Annotated in this window: 15 protein-coding genes; 9 read left to right on the forward strand and 6 right to left on the reverse strand. The window is 69.1% G+C overall.

Annotated elements, in window-relative coordinates:
* Nucleotides 1–8 precede the first annotated feature (8 nt).
* From NWF22_RS10620 to NWF22_RS10630, 3 genes are all read left to right on the forward strand, one after another.
* Entirely contained in the window at nt 9–815 is an 807-nt protein-coding gene (locus NWF22_RS10620) for a cyclase family protein (protein ID WP_160901683.1), read from the forward strand.
* Nucleotides 816–1023: 208 nt separating this feature from the next.
* Complete coding sequence (locus tag NWF22_RS10625; RefSeq protein ID WP_160901684.1) at nt 1024–3069, forward strand: glycosyltransferase family 39 protein; 2046 nt, start codon at nt 1024–1026, stop codon at nt 3067–3069.
* A 99-nt stretch (nt 3070–3168) separates the two neighbouring features.
* Nucleotides 3169–4005, forward strand: coding sequence for an alpha/beta fold hydrolase (locus NWF22_RS10630; protein WP_160901685.1), 837 nt, complete (start codon nt 3169–3171; stop codon nt 4003–4005).
* A gap of 12 nt (nt 4006–4017) precedes the next feature.
* Here the strand turns inward: NWF22_RS10630 and NWF22_RS10635 are convergent, their stop codons facing one another.
* On the reverse strand, nt 4018–4782 hold the full coding sequence (locus NWF22_RS10635) for a hypothetical protein (protein ID WP_202398452.1): 765 nt from the start codon (nt 4780–4782) through the stop codon (nt 4018–4020).
* 5 nt (nt 4783–4787) lie between these two features.
* Complete coding sequence (locus tag NWF22_RS10640) at nt 4788–5498, reverse strand: DUF6474 family protein (RefSeq protein WP_160901686.1); 711 nt, start codon at nt 5496–5498, stop codon at nt 4788–4790.
* Nucleotides 5499–5685: 187 nt separating this feature from the next.
* Between NWF22_RS10640 and NWF22_RS10645 the strand changes: the two genes are divergently transcribed.
* On the forward strand, nt 5686–7398 hold the full coding sequence (locus tag NWF22_RS10645; protein WP_160901687.1) for a TM0106 family RecB-like putative nuclease: 1713 nt from the start codon (nt 5686–5688) through the stop codon (nt 7396–7398).
* Between the two features lie 3 nt (nt 7399–7401).
* On the opposite strand, the gene NWF22_RS10650 is transcribed toward NWF22_RS10645, so the two are convergent.
* Nucleotides 7402–8304, reverse strand: coding sequence for a hypothetical protein (locus NWF22_RS10650; protein ID WP_202398453.1), 903 nt, complete (start codon nt 8302–8304; stop codon nt 7402–7404).
* A gap of 273 nt (nt 8305–8577) precedes the next feature.
* Between NWF22_RS10650 and NWF22_RS10655 the strand changes: the two genes are divergently transcribed.
* The 3 genes from NWF22_RS10655 to NWF22_RS10665 are packed head-to-tail and all read left to right on the forward strand — an operon-like array spanning nt 8578 to nt 10785.
* A complete protein-coding gene (locus tag NWF22_RS10655) occupies nt 8578–9147 on the forward strand; it encodes a helix-turn-helix transcriptional regulator (RefSeq protein WP_160901688.1) in 570 nt (189 codons plus the stop codon).
* Nucleotides 9148–9176: 29 nt separating this feature from the next.
* Nucleotides 9177–9686 carry a M78 family metallopeptidase domain-containing protein gene (locus NWF22_RS10660; RefSeq protein ID WP_160901689.1) on the forward strand — a complete coding sequence of 170 codons (510 nt, stop codon included), beginning with the start codon at nt 9177–9179 and terminating at the stop codon, nt 9684–9686.
* Between the two features lies 1 nt (nt 9687).
* On the forward strand, nt 9688–10785 hold the full coding sequence (locus NWF22_RS10665) for an MAB_1171c family putative transporter (protein WP_160901690.1): 1098 nt from the start codon (nt 9688–9690) through the stop codon (nt 10783–10785).
* Between the two features lie 9 nt (nt 10786–10794).
* On the opposite strand, the gene NWF22_RS10670 is transcribed toward NWF22_RS10665, so the two are convergent.
* Both NWF22_RS10670 and NWF22_RS10675 read right to left on the reverse strand, forming a co-directional pair.
* A complete protein-coding gene (locus tag NWF22_RS10670; RefSeq protein WP_160901691.1) occupies nt 10795–11505 on the reverse strand; it encodes a TMEM165/GDT1 family protein in 711 nt (236 codons plus the stop codon).
* 114 nt (nt 11506–11619) lie between these two features.
* A complete protein-coding gene (locus tag NWF22_RS10675) occupies nt 11620–12144 on the reverse strand; it encodes a peptidase (protein WP_160901692.1) in 525 nt (174 codons plus the stop codon).
* Nucleotides 12145–12391: 247 nt separating this feature from the next.
* Here NWF22_RS10675 and NWF22_RS10680 point away from each other — a divergent pair, with 247 nt between their 5' ends.
* Together NWF22_RS10680 and NWF22_RS10685 are read left to right on the forward strand one after the other, a co-directional pair.
* Nucleotides 12392–14497 (forward strand): ABC transporter ATP-binding protein, encoded by a 2106-nt coding sequence (locus tag NWF22_RS10680; protein WP_160902150.1) that lies wholly within the window; start codon nt 12392–12394, stop codon nt 14495–14497.
* On the forward strand, nt 14494–15243 hold the full coding sequence (locus NWF22_RS10685) for an energy-coupling factor transporter transmembrane component T family protein (RefSeq protein WP_160901693.1): 750 nt from the start codon (nt 14494–14496) through the stop codon (nt 15241–15243). The genes NWF22_RS10680 and NWF22_RS10685 overlap by 4 nt, the downstream gene beginning before the upstream one ends.
* Before the next feature lie 82 nt (nt 15244–15325).
* On the opposite strand, the gene NWF22_RS10690 is transcribed toward NWF22_RS10685, so the two are convergent.
* Nucleotides 15326–15955: a superoxide dismutase gene (locus NWF22_RS10690; protein WP_160901694.1), complete on the reverse strand. Its 630-nt coding sequence runs from the start codon at nt 15953–15955 to the stop codon at nt 15326–15328.
* Nucleotides 15956–16305: the final 350 nt, after the last annotated feature.

Here is a 16305-nt window from a genome sequence, read left to right on the forward strand (position 1 = left end):
GAGATGCGATGTGTGACGACGAAGTGGTTCGGTACGCACACGACGAGGCGCGGCGCTTCTCTCGTCGGGCGGCACTGCGCATGACAGCGGGTGCCGTAGCCGGATCGGCGGGCGTTGCTGCCGTCGGAGCGTCGGCGGGGCAGGCCGCGGCGGCGCCGACCACCGGCAGGCGGGTCATCGATCTCACGCACGTGTTGTCGGCCGACTTCCCGCTGTGGCCGGGAAGCGCGCCGGTGATATCGCTTCCGACATCCCATGTGGGACCGGGCAACAGAGGCTATGCGACGAGATGGATGTCGTTTTCCGAGCATTCGGGAACCCACGTCGATGCACCGGCGCACAAGATCGGCGGCGGAATCGGTGTGGATGGGATCGCGCCTCAGGATCTGGTGGCACCGCTTGCCGTGATCGACATTTCCACCCGGGCGCGGACCGATCGGCGGACCACACTGACGGAGAAGGACATCGAGTCCTATGAGTCGAAGCATGGTCGCCTTCCCCGACGTTCCCTCGTTGCGTTGTACAGCGGCTGGCAGCCGCGTACCGGTGGGGTGGACGCGCCGGGATTCGCCGCTGACGCGGTGTCGATGCTTGTCGAGGAGCGAGGCGTGGTCGCGATCGGTACCGACACGCTGAGCATCGATGTGATCGACGCCGTCGGGGCTCACACCGCGATCCTGGGCGCCGGGCGCTACGCAGTGGAGGCGATGGCCAACCTGTCGTCGGTGCCTGCCGCGGGCGCGACCGTCGTGGTGGGAGCGCCACGATTCGCCGGTGGCACCGGTGGCCCGGCCCGGGTGCTCGCGATGCGCTGATGACGCACGGCGCGCCGCCTGCGCTCCTCCCCCCCGCTTTCGCTTCTTCCCCCAGTTGCTCGCGGGGGAGGAAGCGATACCCGGGGGAGGAACCGTGGTGAGGGGCGGGGAACGGCGGGGCTCACAGGGTTCTCCCAGCCGGCGTCCAGCGTCGCGGGAGGGCCGGAGCCCACTGTGGGATCAACACATCCCACACAGGAGGACCCGAATGACCACAGTGCTGGAGCGACCGGGTGCGTCGACACCCGGTGACCCGCCACCCCCGGCCGGCCGCCGTGGCCGCCGCGTCGCCGACAAACCCCGACCGCGACGCGCGGTCCGCTGGAGCCCGTTCGCGCTGACCGGGCTGCTGATCACCACGGCCGTCCTCTATCTGTGGAACCTCGCGGCCAGCGGCTACGCCAACACGTTCTATGCCGCCGCCGCGCAGGCGGGCTCGCAGAGCTGGACCGCCTGGTTCTTCGGGTCGCTCGACTCGGCCAACTTCATCACCGTCGACAAACCGCCCGCCTCGCTCTGGGTGACCGGCCTGTCGGTGCGGTTGTTCGGGATGAACAGCTGGGCGGTGCTGGTACCGCAGGCCCTGATGGGTGTGGCCGCGGTTGCGTTGCTGTACTGCGCGATGCGGCGGACCTTTGCCGACCCACGTCACGGCACTGCCGCCGGCCTCATCGCGGGCGGTGTACTGGCCTTCACCCCGGCAGCGGCACTGATGTTCCGGTTCAACAACCCGGACGCGCTGCTGGTGCTGCTGATGGTCGCGGCCGGCTACGCACTGATCCGCGCGATCGCCACCAACTCGGGTCGCTGGCTGGCCCTGGTCGGTGTGGCGCTCGGCTTCGCCTTCCTCACCAAGATGCTGCAGGGCCTGCTGGTGCTGCCGGCCTTCGGACTCGCCTACCTGGTGTTCGCGAACAACCGGTGGCTCACGCGCATCGGGCATCTCATCGGTGCGACCGTGGCACTCATCGTCTCCGCCGGGTGGTTCGTGCTCGCGACGATCCTGGTGCCGGCTTCGGCGCGTCCCTACATCGGCGGCTCCACCGACAACACCTTCATGGATCTTGTCTGGGGATACAACGGCGTCGGTCGCATCAGCGGAGGGTCCGGCGGCGGAGGTGGCATGGGCGGCGGCCAGGCGGGTGGCTCGTTCGGCGGCTCGACCGGACTCAACCGATTGTTCAGCTCGGAGATGGGCAACGAGATCTCCTGGCTGCTCCCGGTTGCCTTGCTCGCCGTGGTGTTCGCCGCCTACCTGATGGTGCGTAGCTTCCCGATCTTCCGATCGACCGGCGGCATCAGCCGCGTCGAGGGCGGCGCAGTGGTGGCCTGGGGCGGCTGGCTGCTGGTCACCGGACTCATCTTCAGCTTCATGAGTGGCACCATCCACCCGTACTACACGGTGGCGTTGGCCCCCGCAGTCGCCGCAATGGTCGGCATGGGCGGCGTGTTCGCCTGGCGGCGGCGTGACCACTGGGATGGCCGGCTCGCGCTGGCCGGGATGATCGGGCTCGCAGCCGGCTGGTCCATCGTGCTGTTGAACCGCAACGACTTCGGGCCCGTGTGGTGCCGCTGGCTGATCGGTGCGGTGGCGGCGGCCAGCATCGTCGCCCTGCTCGCCGGCAGCATGATGGCCTGGCGCAAGGTGGTTGCCGGAGCCGTGATCGCCGGTGCGCTCGCCGGATTCGGCGGTACCGCGGCCTTCTCGATCGCCACGGCCGCCACCGCGCACAGCGGGTCCATCCCGAACGCCGTGCAGACCTCGATGGAATCGGGTGGCATGGGTGGACCCGGCGGTGGTACCCCGCCGACCGGCGCGCCCGACGGGACCGGGCAAGACGGGGCCGGTCAGAGTGCGACCGACCAGGCCGGCGCCGGCCAGAACGCCGCGGGCCAGGATGGCGGCCGGGGCGCCGGTGGACCCGGTGGGATGGGCGACATCTCGTCCAATACCGAGCTGGTCGACCTGCTGACATCGACCGACACGACGTGGGCGGCCGCGACGAACGGCTCGCAGTCGGCGTCGGGCATCGAGATCGCGACCGGCACAGCGGTGATGGCGATCGGCGGGTGGAGCGGTGACCCGGCACCCACGCTGGAGCAGTTCATCGAGTACGTGAACGACGGTCAGATCGGCTACTACATCGGTGGTGGCCAGGGCGGACCCGGCGGCAATTCGGAGATCGCCGAGTGGGTGGCGCAGAACTACACCGCCACCACGGTCGGCGACACCACGGTGTACAAGCTGAGCTGAACCATCGACACGAATCGCCCGTGACGCAACCGCGTCGCGGGCGATTTACGCTTCGCATTCGGTGGGTAGGGTCGGTGCCATCTCCGGGGAAGGACGACGATGGACGACCGCATCACCGAATTCGCCAATGGGCCCTACACCTTCGATGTGCTCGACGACGGGCCGGTCGCTGGTGCACCGGTGATCCTGCTGCACGGCTTTCCGCAGCGTGCGACGGCGTGGGAGCTCGTCGCACCGAGGTTGCACGCCAACGGGTTACGCACTCTTGCCCCCGACCTGCGGGGATACTCACCCCGAGCACGTCCGTCGGCGCGACGCGACTACCGCATGAGTGAGATCGTGGGCGACGTGATCGCGTTGATCGACACCCTCGGTGCCGACACCGTCGATCTCGTCGGCCACGACTGGGGCGGCATGGCGGCCTGGGCGGTGGCGGCCCGCCGGCCTGAGCGCATCGCCACCCTGACCGTGGCCTCGACTCCGCACCCCTCCGCATTCGTCCGGGCGATGCCGCGTGGACAGGTGTTGCGGTCCTGGTACATGGCCGCCTTCAACATCCCGAAAGTGCCGGAGTGGTTCCTGACCCGGATGTTCCGATCAGCGGACGGCGGTGCGCGGATGGGGCTGCCCGAACCGTTCGCGAGCCGCGTGCGAGCCGACATCGTCGATTCGGGTGCGCTGCCTGGTGCGCTGAACTGGTATCGGGGCATGCCCTTCTGGAACCGAGCGGACCGTCGAACCGGACGTGTCCGGGTGCCCACCACCTACGTCTGGGGCGACGGGGATTTCGCGCTCGGCCGGGCGGCAGCGGAGATGACGTCGGGCTACGTGGACGCACCGTACGAGTTCCGGATCCTCCACGACGCCGATCACTGGCTTCCGGAGGCACGACCGGACGAGCTGGCTGCCGCGATCGTCGACCGTGTCACCGCATGACGCCGTCCGCGGTCAGCGTCGGCGGCGCAGCATCTCGATCACGGCCAAGATCACCGCACCGATCACACCTGCCGCGATGATCGGCGCGGCGCGACGCTTGCCGGGTAACTCGGTGGGCGCCCCTGCGCGCAGCTGGGCGAACGTCGCTCGCTGAGCATCGGATTCGGCGACCACATCGACCACGGCCGGCGACGGCCGGGACGGCGGAGCGCTCGGTGCCGTCGAGGCGCGGCCGGCGGGCCCGGAGGACGCCTTCTTCGTCGGTGGCTTGGTGGCACCCGGTTTCGGTGCGGCCGGCCGCGACGCCACATGCTTGGCCTGGGAGGCTGCCGCCGGCTGTTCCGGCGCTGCGTTCCCCGTCCCGTCGTTCACCGCACCGTCGTTCACCGCTGCCTCGTCAACCGCTCCGTCGTTCACCGGTTCGACGGCAGGAGGCTCGGATGTCGGCTCATCGGGGACGGGCGGAACCGCCTTCGGCGGCGGCGTCTTCTTGCCCGGCGTCTTCTTCGCGCTTGTCTTCTTCGCCGGGGCTTTCTTCGCGGTCGTCTTCTTCGCAGGCGCCTTCTTCGCAACAGCCTTCTTGGCGGCAGCTTTCTTCGCCGGTGTCTTCTTGGCCGCAGTCTTTTTCGCGGGTGTCTTTTTCGCGGGCGGCGTCTCGGCGGGCGGGCTCGGTGCCTCGGCCGGCTCCGGCGGCGTGCCGTCGCCCGCAGCGTTCTCCGGTTCGGCTCCGCCGGAACCGTCGTCGCCGCTACGGTCCGTCGGCCCCGGGTCGGTCATCGCGCTCACGCTCCCTTGTGTGTCGAATCGTGGACGCCCAGACGGGCGAGGATGTCGGCCTCGATGCCCTCGAGTTCGGTTTCGATCGAGTGGTGCGCGGTGCGTCGCTGCGACGCGGGCATCGCCTCGGCGGCGTCGACGGCGATCGCAAGGTTGTCGAGGCGGGTGACCATCGCCGCGACGAAGGCCGACGCATCGTCGGAGGTGTCGGCGTCGGCGACCTTCTCCAGGGCCGACCGGGTGGTGCTGATGCGGGCACTGAGCGTCGCGCCGTGGCCGGAGAACTGACGCAGTACGTCGGGTGCCACGCCGGCACGTCCGGCCTGAAACGCCGTCATCTGACCGCGTGCGGCAACAGCAGCCCGATAGGCGATCGGAACGACGATCGGGGACACCAGGCGGGCGACCAACAGGTATCGACGAACGCTGGCTGGGGAGAACCGTTTCGCGTCGGCGGCGGCCTTGGCTTCGACAGCTGCCGTCTTGGCCTGGGCCTTGGCCGCCTTCGCATTCGCTTTGCCCGCGGCCTTGGCGTTCTTGCGTTCGAGTTTGAGTTCCTTGCTACGGAACTTGTGTTCGGCCTTGCGGAGCGCCTTGTGCGACTTGCGCGCGCTCTTCGCCTCGAGTTTGGCCTCCAATTTCGCCTTGGTCTTCATCGCCTTGGCCTCGGCCTTGCGCTGGGCGCGGGTCTTGCCGTCCGACGAGAACAATCCCATCTCTAGGACCTACCTCCTGTGTGGTGCCTCGGGGCCCGGCCGACCGGCGAGGTCGGGGAAACACCGAGCGGGCGTCGACTGCATCCGTACAAGCATTACATAGGCTCGACAGGGGCGAACCCGCGTGAACCGCACGGGACCACGTGGATGACGAACCGGATCGGTGGGCCCGGGAGAGGACGGACGAGTGGTGAGGGTGGTCTTACACCCCCGGGATCTCGCGGGATGCGAGCACCGGTTGTACCTCGACCACGCATATCCCGACCTGGCGCGAGCGCGGCCCGACACGCCGGAGGCGCAGCGCCGCAAAGCGGCGGCGGCCGACCATCGCGCCGGCGTCCGGGAGATGATCCGCGGTCTGCACAGCGATCAGTCGCCGGGCACCGTGGTGCTGGTCGATCCGGAGGCCGACCACGCCACCCGGGCAGAGGAGACGATGGCGGCGTGCGCGACGGGTGCCGCCTGGATCTGGAATGCGACTTTGCCGACCGACCGGGTCGCCGGGCGTCGCGGCCATGCCGAATTGCTGATCCGCGACGGTGACGGTTACGTGCCGGTGATCGTGGTGAACCATCGCGCCAGCCACCCGGCGAAGAGCCGCCCGAATGGCGGCAACAGCAGCGCCGGCAGCAACAGCGCCGGCGCGGCCGACCCCGAGAGCCCGAACGGGGCCGGCGGTCCCAAGGTGACGGTGACCAGCCCGGTGTGGACCTGGGCGCCGAGTCCGGACCCCACCCGCACCGCCCGCAATCACCGGCGTGACCTGCTGCGGCTTGCGCAGCTGACCGCGATGCTGGTGGATCTCGACCTCGCCACCTCCGCTGACCCCGCGGAGTTGCGTGCCGGGGTGATCGGCCTCGATGCCGACTGCATCGTCGTCTTCGAGATGGCCGCGGCGCTCGCCTCCTACACCGAGGCGTTCGCCCGCCGCAGGGCCATCGCCGAACTGCAGGTGATGACGACTCCATTGCGGATCGGCGAGTGTCGCAGTTGCCCGTGGTGGGCGCGTTGTGGGCCCGAACTGGAGGAGCGTCGCGACGTCAGCCTGGTCGTGGGCGCCAACCAGAGCCGGGTGCTTGCCGATGCCGGTATCACGACGATCGACCAGTTGGCCGATCAGCGCGGCGGACCTCCTGACGACTGGCCGGGCAACGCGCGCTTCGACGACGCGGTGCTCACCGCCATCGCATGGCTGCGCGGCATACCGCTGATCCGTCGCACCGAGGATCCCGAGGTGGTTCGCGCCGACGTCGAAGTGGATATCGACATGGAGAGCTACGGAGAGCACGGTGCCTATCTGTGGGGGACGTTGTTGACCGACAACACCGATCCGACCCGCGAGATCCGCTACCGGCCGTTCGTGACCTGGCAGCCACTGCCGACGCCGGACGAGGGCCGCTCGTTCGGGGAATTCTGGACGTGGCTGACCGCCGAACGTGACGCCGCCCGAGACGCCGGGAAGTCCTTTGCGGCGTACTGCTATTCGCAGCAGGCCGAGAATCGTTGGCTGCTCGGATCCGCCGACCGGTTCGCCGGAGACCCCGGCGTTCCAACCCGCGCCGAGGTGGAGTCCTTCATCGGGTCGGCACAGTGGGTCGACATCTACGAGGCGGTCGGCCGCAACTTCATCTGTCCGAACGGGAAGGGTCTCAAGCGCGTCGCGCCCGTCGCCGGATTCACCTGGCGAGATGCCGACGCCGGCGGCGAGGCGTCGATGGACTGGTATCGCGACGCGGTGGGACTCGGCGGTACCACACCCGACCCCACCCAACGCGAACGCCTGCTCGAGTACAACGAGGACGACGTGCGCGCCACCAAGGTGTTGCGGGAATGGATCACCGAGGGCGCGCGCGTCGAGATCCCGCACCGGGACATGCTGCTCGCCTCCCGCGACGACTGACGATCACGACCGCGACGACCGCAGCGCCTCCAGGAACGATCCGCTGCCCAGCAGCGCCACCGCGCCGAGCAGAAGCAGGCCGCCGGGTGCGAGCCCGACGATGATGCGACGGGCCGAGGCAGCCACGTCGGGGTCTGCCACCGAGGTGTCGAATGCCACCGCGCGGGCCTCGCGCACCTCGCCGGGGTCGGCGCCGGGGCCGCTGGCGGCCTCGTCGTCCGCCACTGCACCGCCCGCTGCACCGCCCGCTGCACCGCCTGCTGTCACCGGGCCGGGCACGTTCGCAGGATCGGTGACGCCCGGCCCGGCCGGCGTTCCCGCGGTGGGCAGGGTCGGCACCGCGACCGGCACGGGCGGTGCGGTCGGGGCAGTGGCGTCGGTCGGGGGTCCCGCGCCGTCGGACGACCCAGAGCCCCCGGTGCCGACGCCGGCGTCCGTACCGGATTCGGTCGAGGTGTCCCTGCTGGGAGCGCGTGGGGTGTAGCGCGGCAGCACGATCGGTGCCGCGCCGGTGTCCTCGGTGCTCGGGGATGCGCTGCTCGGGGACGGGTCACTGGAATCCGTAGTGCTCGGCCCGGTACTGCTCGGCCCGGTACTGCTCGACCCGGTACTGCTCGACCCGGTACTGCTCGGCCCGGTACTGGTCGACGTGGGTGTCTTCGTCGTCGATGTCGTCGTGTCGGGGTCCTGCTCGTCGTCGCCGTCATCGGTGTCGCCACCCGAGCCGTGACCGTGGTGGTGCTGCTGGCCACTACCCCAGCCGTGGCCACGACCGGCCGGGTCGGGGTCGGGCGAGGACAGTGCGACCCCGGAGCCTATGGCCGATCCCGCCACCACCAGTGTCGCCAGCATCGCCAACACCGGGGCGGCACGCCGCCGCTGACCCGTTGGAACACGATGTGTCATCCGACCCCCTTCGGTTACGTACGCACGAACGCACGGTGCTATTTGCGCCCGGGTGTTCACCGTTCGGCAACCTTCGATTCGCTGCGCTGCATGTAGTTCACGATCGAGTGTGAACAATGCCACATCCGGGAATCGTTACATCGTTGCCACAGGTGATACGCATAGGCGATGGTAGTCGGGTACGTTCGTTATCCAACGGGCGTTGCATCTACGATGCACGCGGGTCTTTAATGTTTGCAAGTTCAAACGACTTTGAATTTGCCGGGGAGAACAATGACTACACGAGGTGCGGAAATGCCTGCTGACAGCGGACGTCGGACCGAGGCCGGGGGGATCGACACCGAACAGACCGCAGTGGTGGACCCAGGTCTGTTCGCCCGACGTCTCGAGGAATTGTTCCGCACGGTGCCCGGGCCGAACGGCCGCGCCTACAGCGCCAAGGCGATCGCAGCCCGCTCCACCGAACGCGGATTCCGGCTCGGGGAGTCGTATCTCAGCCAGCTGCGCTCGGGCAAGGCGAAATCGCCGTCGTTCCGCACGGTGGAGGGCATCGCGGCCGCATTCGGGGTCGACGTCCACTACTTCCTGGAAGACCGCGCCGCACAGCGCACCCGCGACGAGATCGACCTCATGCGGCTGCAGGCCGACACCAATGTGCAGCTCGCCGCGTTCCGCCTGGCCGGTCTGTCGAGCGATTCGGTGACCATCGTGAACGAGCTCATCAAGGTGCTGCGTGAGCAGCAGGGCCTGCCCAAGGATCCGCCGGACGTCATCGCGGCCGGGATCGGCGACGCAACCGAGGACGCCCGCCTGCGCGTCGTCGGCGGGCCGAACGGCAACTGAGGCCTGCCTCCGACGCCACTCCGGGAGCCATGCGAAGTCAACGTGCGCTGCGCGTGCTGTGCCGGGACACCCTGAAAGTTCTCGATCTCGACCTGCCGCTCGACGTCACCCAACTCTGTGACCGCCACGGCGCGCGCCGCGGACGTCCCATCCGGCTGATCGCCCACCCATTGCCGGCGGGTATGCCCAACGGCGTCTGGCTGGCCGCCGACGATGCGGACTACTTCTTCTATCAGGCCAACACGTCCCCGCTCCATCAGCAGCAGATCATCATTCACGAGTTCGGCCACCTCATCGCCGGCCACCAGATGCTGGGGGCGGTGTCGGCGTCCGCGCTGACTGCGCCCGCCGACGACGATTCCACTGCCGCCCTGCAACGCACCTGTTACGCCGACGACCGCGAGTGGGAGGCCGAGATGCTGGCGTCGATGATCCTGAGTTGGGCGGCCGAGGCCGCCGACACGGTCGGGACAACGCCCCGCAACGACGACCTGCGCGGTATCGCGCGTCTTCTCGGTGGCCACAAGGGATGGCTCTGAGATGATCGTCGTCGGAGTGCTCAACACCCTCGCGGCGGTGGTCTTCGCCGCCGCGCTGTGCTGGCGCCTGGAACAGATCCGGCGTGAGGGCGGCGGCCTGCAGTCCATCGCGATGACCGTCGCCATCACCGCGCTGACCCTGGCCTTCGTGGTCTCGGGGGACGACGTCACCGATGCGATCAACACGGTGACCTTCACCGGCGCCGCGCGGGTCCTGTTCTACGGGCTTCTCGCCGTCGGGGTGGCCGCGCTGATCGTGGTCTTCTTTTTCCCGGGACGCTCCACGTCGCGCGAGCGTCGGGCGGGCATCGAGGCGGTGCCGCTGATCGTCGCGCTGGTCGGCCTGCAGATCACGATGCTGGTCATCCCGCTCGATCTGCGGACCGAGGGGCTGTCGGTGTGGACCGCCCGCAACATCGCCTACGCGCTGTTCGTGCTGATCGCCAGCGCCTACCTGACGTACGGATTCGTCGCCTGCGTCCGCAGCATCCGGCAGTTCCTGGACCTGGCAGAGGGTTATCTGCGCACGTCGCTGGGTTTGCTGCTGGCCGGTCTGGTGTTTCTGACCGTCGGGGCGGTGACGCAGATCGTGTTCGTGATCGGTTCGGCGACCCACGCGTTCCAGCTGCGTCGGCTGCTCGACGTGAGCGGTGTCTGTTCGGCGATCGGCGTCGTCGCCTTCCTCGTCGGGATCAGCTATCCCATGCTGCGGGCGCGATGGCACTCGATCACGTCGCGGCGCCGGTACCGACGGGAGATCGACGCGTTGGGTCCCCTGTGGGAGCTGGTGACCGAGGCGGTTCCCGAGGTGGTGCTGCCGGTCGGCGGCGCGCCGTCACCGGCGCTGCGACTGCACCGGCGTGTGGTGGAGATCCGCGACGCCCTGACCCAGCTCAGTCCGTACCTGACCGACGATTTCGAGGTGGTCGATGATGCGGCCCGCGCCGAGCTGATCTGGGCCGCCGTCGAGGAGTATGCGGTGGCGGGTCGCCCGCGCGGCGCCGTCCGCGACGTCGTGCCCGGCGGCGCGGACATCGAGAGCGACGCGGCTCCGCTTCTGCGCCTGTCGGCGGCGGTGGCCGCCCAGCCGGTGGGGTGAGGCGCGCCGTTACCGTGCGCTGCGCACCACCTCGTCGTCGGACATCGCTTCGGTGGCGTCGCTGCGGCGGAGGTGGCGGATGTAGAGGGTGCCGATGCCCAGCAGCACGACGACCGCCGACAGGGTCGCGATGACGGTGACCGTCGACGCGCCGGACAGGCCCTCCCACAACAGCCAGGCGGCGAAACCGAAGAACAACGTGGCGGCGCCTCGGGCGATCATGCGTTCGGGCAGGTGCCGGCCCAACAGTGAGCCGACCGCGATGGCCAGTGCGTCGGCCGCGACCATGCCGATGGTCGACCCGATCCACACGCCGAGCCAATCGTTGTTGGTCGACAACGTGATGGTGGCGAGCATCGTCTTGTCGCCGAGTTCGGCGAGGAAAAACGACGACATGACCGCGAAGAACACCGATGCGCCCACCCGTTGCGCCTTGGTGGACTCGTCATCGTCGAGGTGATCGCCCCGGATGGTCCACAAGCCGAACACCAGCATCGCCAGGCCGGCCAGGATCGACATCACGTCGGTGGGGATGGACAGGCCCAAGAAGTGTCCGAAGAACACCGACACCGCGTGCACTGCGGTGGTGGCCACCGTGATGGCGAGCAGCACCACCCACCACCGGTACCGGAGGGCGTAGGTCATGGCCATCAGCTGTGACTTGTCGCCGAGTTCGGCGACGAAGATCACGCCGAAACTCAACAACAGGGCAGCGATCACGGAAGCCACGTTAGGGTGCCCACACTTGCTCTCGCAACAGATCGCGGACCCGTATTTGTGCAGGTAGGAGGCTCAAAACAATAAGTTTGGGGACCCTAATTCTCTTGCCGCAGGTCAGGCCGCCAGCAGCATCGCGAGCACCGCGGTGTCGGGGTCGGCGTTGGGGTCGATCCCGACCTGGTTACGCAGGTTCACCACGGTGCCGTCGGCCTCGGCCTCGGCCCACCCGGCCCGATGTTCGAGCCCGAGTTCGGGCAGGCCCGGCAGCAGCACGCAGCCGGAGGCGACGTCGGCGCACTCCGGCAACGATGGTCGGGTCTGCGACGGCGGATGCAGCATCACCAGGGCCGGTGGATTGGTCAGGAACCGACCTGCCTCCACGAAACTGTCGTCGACCACGTTGCCGACCGCCACCATCATCCCCACCGCGTCGGCGTCGGCATCGTCGGGCCGTTCCTCGACGACCCCGAAGATCGTGGTGGTCGGCAGGAACCCCGGCCGGCAGGCGATCCGCACCGAGGCCACCAGGGTCTGGGTCCACTCGAGTGTCGACTCGGGCCACCGGCCCGAGATCAGGATGCCGTTGAGTTCCCCCTCGAAGTGGAACGGTGTCAGGCCGATCGGTATGGAAGCCGTCATCGCTGGTCTCCCTCTGCCACAGGGTTTCTTACTCCCGGACGAGGATCCGGATCGAATCGGATCCTGTGGAAGAAATATCCACCTCGCACGCGGTGCTGACAACTCGAACACGGGTGTTGTGACGGTTCTTTTACACGACGTAACGCCATCGGCCGACGGATCGAGGGCGATGGGCGGACACCGGGTCGGGTCGTCGGACCCACCAGGCACACTGGATGGGGTGAGAAAGTCTGTTCCCCTGCGGCCGATGGAGATGGCATCGATCGCGTTCTTCGGTGGCCTGACGGTCGCGGCGATCGTGGTCGCCGCCGTGGTGCCGCTGGCCACCGCGGTCGGATTGCTGGCGCCGGTGCCGCTGGCTCTGGTCGCCGCGCGCACGCGGCCGCGGGCGTTGATCGCGGCGTCGGTGGCCGCCACCGGGGTCAGCTTCGCGATGGCCGGAACCGGTGCGGCGGCCACGGTGCTCGGATCGGCGCTGGTCGGCGGTATCGTCGGTGACACCAAGCGCCGGGGCCGCGGGATCGGCACCCTGGCACTCGCCGGACTCATCGCGGCACCGGTGATCGGCGGCATCTCCGTGGTGCTGCTGCTCATCTTGGTGCCGTTGCGGACCCTGGTGTTGGAGGCGCTCGCCAACACCATCGGCGGGTTGGTCAAGCTTCTCGACCGGGTGCCGGCGCTGGCCGGACTCGCCGACACCGTCGACTCTCTCGGCACCAGCATGGTCGACTACTGGTGGGTGTGGATGTGGGTGTCCGGCGCGCTGGGGACCGCGGTGTCGCTGGTCGTCGCGTGGTGGCTGCTCGGCGGTGTGATCGCCCGACTGGCCGACGTCCCGAGTGAGGACACCCTCGACGCGGGCGACACGGATCGCGAGTCGCATGTGGCGCCCCTGCCGTTGCATCTGACCGACGTCGGGTTCCGCTATCGACCCGAGGGGCCGGTGGTGCTCGAGGGCGTCGACGTCTCGGTGGGCGCCGGGGAGTTCGTCGCGGTGGTCGGCGCGAACGGATCTGGCAAGTCGACCCTGGCCAAGATCCTCGCCGGGCGCGTCCCCACCAGCGGGACGGTGACCCGGCCCGGCGCGGCCGGACTGGGCCGGCACGGCGGCACCGCGATGGTGCTGCAGCGCCCGGAGACCCAGATGCTGGGCTCCCGGGTCGCCGACGACGTGGTCTGGGGCCTGCCGGCGGGGGCCGAGGTGGACGTGGCGGGTCTGCTCGCCGAGGTCGGTCTGGCCGGTCTGGGCGATCGGGAGACGTCCGACCTCTCCGGCGGCCAGCAACAGCGGTTGGCGATCGCGGCCGCGCTCGCCCGCGACCCGGCCCTGCTCGTGGCCGACGAGGTGACCTCGATGGTGGACCCGGTGGGCCGCGACGAACTGCTCGCGCTGCTCGCCGATCTCCCGCGCCGTCGGGGGATGACGGTTGTGCTGATCACACACCGGGGCGCCGAGGCGGCCGCTGCGGATCGCATCATCCACCTGCACAACGGCCGGGTGATCCCACATCCGCCGCACTGGGTACCCCGGCCGGGGGCAGTCGAGGAGCCGCGCCCGGCGGTCAGCCACAGCGGTCGGTTCGGGCCCCGCCCCGCCGAGCGGCTGCTGGTGCTCGACGGCGTGGGGCACACCTACCTCCGCGGCTCGCCCTGGGCGGTTCCGGCGCTGCACGACGTGTCGATCACCGTGCACCGCGGGGACGGGCTGCTCATCGTCGGCGGCAACGGGTCGGGCAAGACCACGCTCGCCTGGGTGATGGCCGGCCTCATCACCCCGACCGACGGGTCGGCCACCCTCGGCGGCGCGCCCACCACCGACAAGGTCGGCGAGGTGGCACTCGCCTTTCAGCACGCCCGCCTGCAACTGCAGAAGCAGACCGTCGGCGACGAGATCATGGCCGCCGGCGGCATCGAGGTGGGCAGCGCGGAGGTCGCCCGGGTGCTCGAGGCGGTCGGGTTGCCCCGTGAGATGGCCGCCCGCCGCACCGATTCGCTCAGCGGGGGCCAGATGCGTCGCGTGGTGCTCGCCGGGCTCATCGCGCGACGACCCAAGATATTGATTCTCGACGAACCGCTCGCCGGCGTCGACCCGTACGCCCGTGCCGAGATCGTGGAGATGCTCGGACGGCTGCGCGCCGAAGGATTGACGATCGTGATCATCTCGCATGACCTGTCCGATCTCGATGCGGTGGTGAGTCGCCGCGTCCGGCTCACCGACGGCACACTCACCAGCGTCGAGACACCGGGCATCGGTGCGCAATCGGGCACCGGTGGGCAGCCGGGCACCGGCGACCTACCAGGACCAACTGGGCCACACCATGTTCAGCGCGTGTCCGGGGAGGTGGGCGAATGAGTGTGCGCACGATCCCGCTGCGACAGGTACCCGGCGACTCGCTGGTGCACCGGCTGTGGGCCGGGACCAAGCTGGTGGTCGTCTTCGTGCTCGGAGCGATGACGTGGGTGCTGCCGTCGTGGCCCGCGCTGGGCATGGTGGCGGCGGTCGTGGTGATCACCGCGATCATCGCCGGCATCCCGTTGGGGGCGATCCCGCGCCCGCCCTGGTGGTTCTGGGGTCTGATCATCGCCGGCGGCCTGCTCAACGTCATGTTCGGGCCGGCGGCGCTGATCGTCTACCTGCGTGCGGTCACCCTCGGACTGGTTCTGGTGGCGAGCTCGATCCTGGTCATCTGGACGACGCCGATGGCCGACATCGCCCCCGCCATCGCGACGCTGATGCGTCCGCTGCGGGTGTTCCGGCTGCCGGTCGACGAGTGGGCGGTGGCGATCGCGCTGTGCCTGCGGGGGATGCCGATGCTCATCGACGAACTGCGGATGCTGCGGGCGGCGCATCGGCTGCGGCCGTCGGCTCCGCCACGCAGTGGACACCCGGCAGCCGAGATGGGTGTCCTCGACATGATCACCGCCGCGATGTCGAGTGCGCTGCGGCGCAGTTCGGAGATGGCCGAGGCGATCACCGCGCGAGGCGGCACCGGCCGGTTGGCCGCCTACCCGTCGCGGCCCGGCCGCGCCGATGCGGTGGTCTTGGTGGTGGTCGGTGTCGCCTGCGCGGCGGCGATCACGCTGACGATCCTGCTCTGAGCAGGCCACCCATGACAGACAGTCGCCGCCCGGCTCGGAGATCCGAACCGGGCGGCGCTGCAGGAGTTCTGCCGACGAGGTGTCAGGCCGGGACGATGAGTCCCTTGCCCTGGCTGCTCGCGGTGGCGTAACGCTCGGCGGCGTCGGCCCAGTTGACCACGTTCCACCACGCCTTGACGTAGTCGGGCTTCACGTTCTGGTAGTCGAGGTAGAAGGCGTGCTCCCACATGTCGAGCATGACGACCGGGATGATCGCCGCGGGGATGTTGCCGCTCTGATCGGTCAGCTGCAGGACCACCAGCTTGCCGCCGATGGTGTCGTAGCCCAGGATCGCCCAGCCACTGCCCTGCAGCGTGGTGGCCGCAGCGGTGAAGTGTGCCTGGAACTTGTCGAAGCTGCCGAACTGGTCGTCGATCGCGGCGGCCAGATCGCCCTCGGGCTTGTCGCCACCGTTGGGCGACAGGTTCTTCCAGAAGATGGAGTGGTTGGTGTGGCCGCCGAGGTGGAAGGCGAGCGTCGCCGACAGCCCGTACACCTTGTCGGCGATGGTGCCGTCGTCACGGGCGGCGGCCATCTTCTCCAGGGTGGTGTTGGCGCCCTTGACGTAGGTGGCGTGGTGCTTGTCGTGATGGAGCTCCATGATCCTGCCGGAGATGTGCGGCTCGAGCGCCGCATAGTCGTAAGGGAGATCCGGCAAGGTGTATTCAGCCACGATAATCCTCTCTGAGGTGCTGCTCGTTTGTCACTGCGCGCGTGGATCACGGACGCCGGACTGCAGAGCCCGACATCGGGACGCGCGAGTACTTCCACCCTTACCCACCGCATGGGCGATTGCAAACACTGCGACCCAATCCACTTCAAGTGCAGTTGAAGTCTGCGTGGCGGGGCCGGGGCGGGCGTCGGCGGCTCAGAGCAGCATCAACACGATGAGGAGGGCAACCAGTGCGACGATGCTCGCGGCCGTGCCGGCACATGCGGAGCGGACGTTGTAAGTGGCGCGCGGAGTGCTCGGCCGAGGGCCGAGGGCCCGCCGGAGTTCAGAACTCGCGTGCGTTGCCATGA

The sequence above is a fragment of the Gordonia mangrovi genome, assembly GCF_024734075.1.
Classification (GTDB): Bacteria; Actinomycetota; Actinomycetes; order Mycobacteriales; family Mycobacteriaceae; genus Gordonia; species Gordonia mangrovi.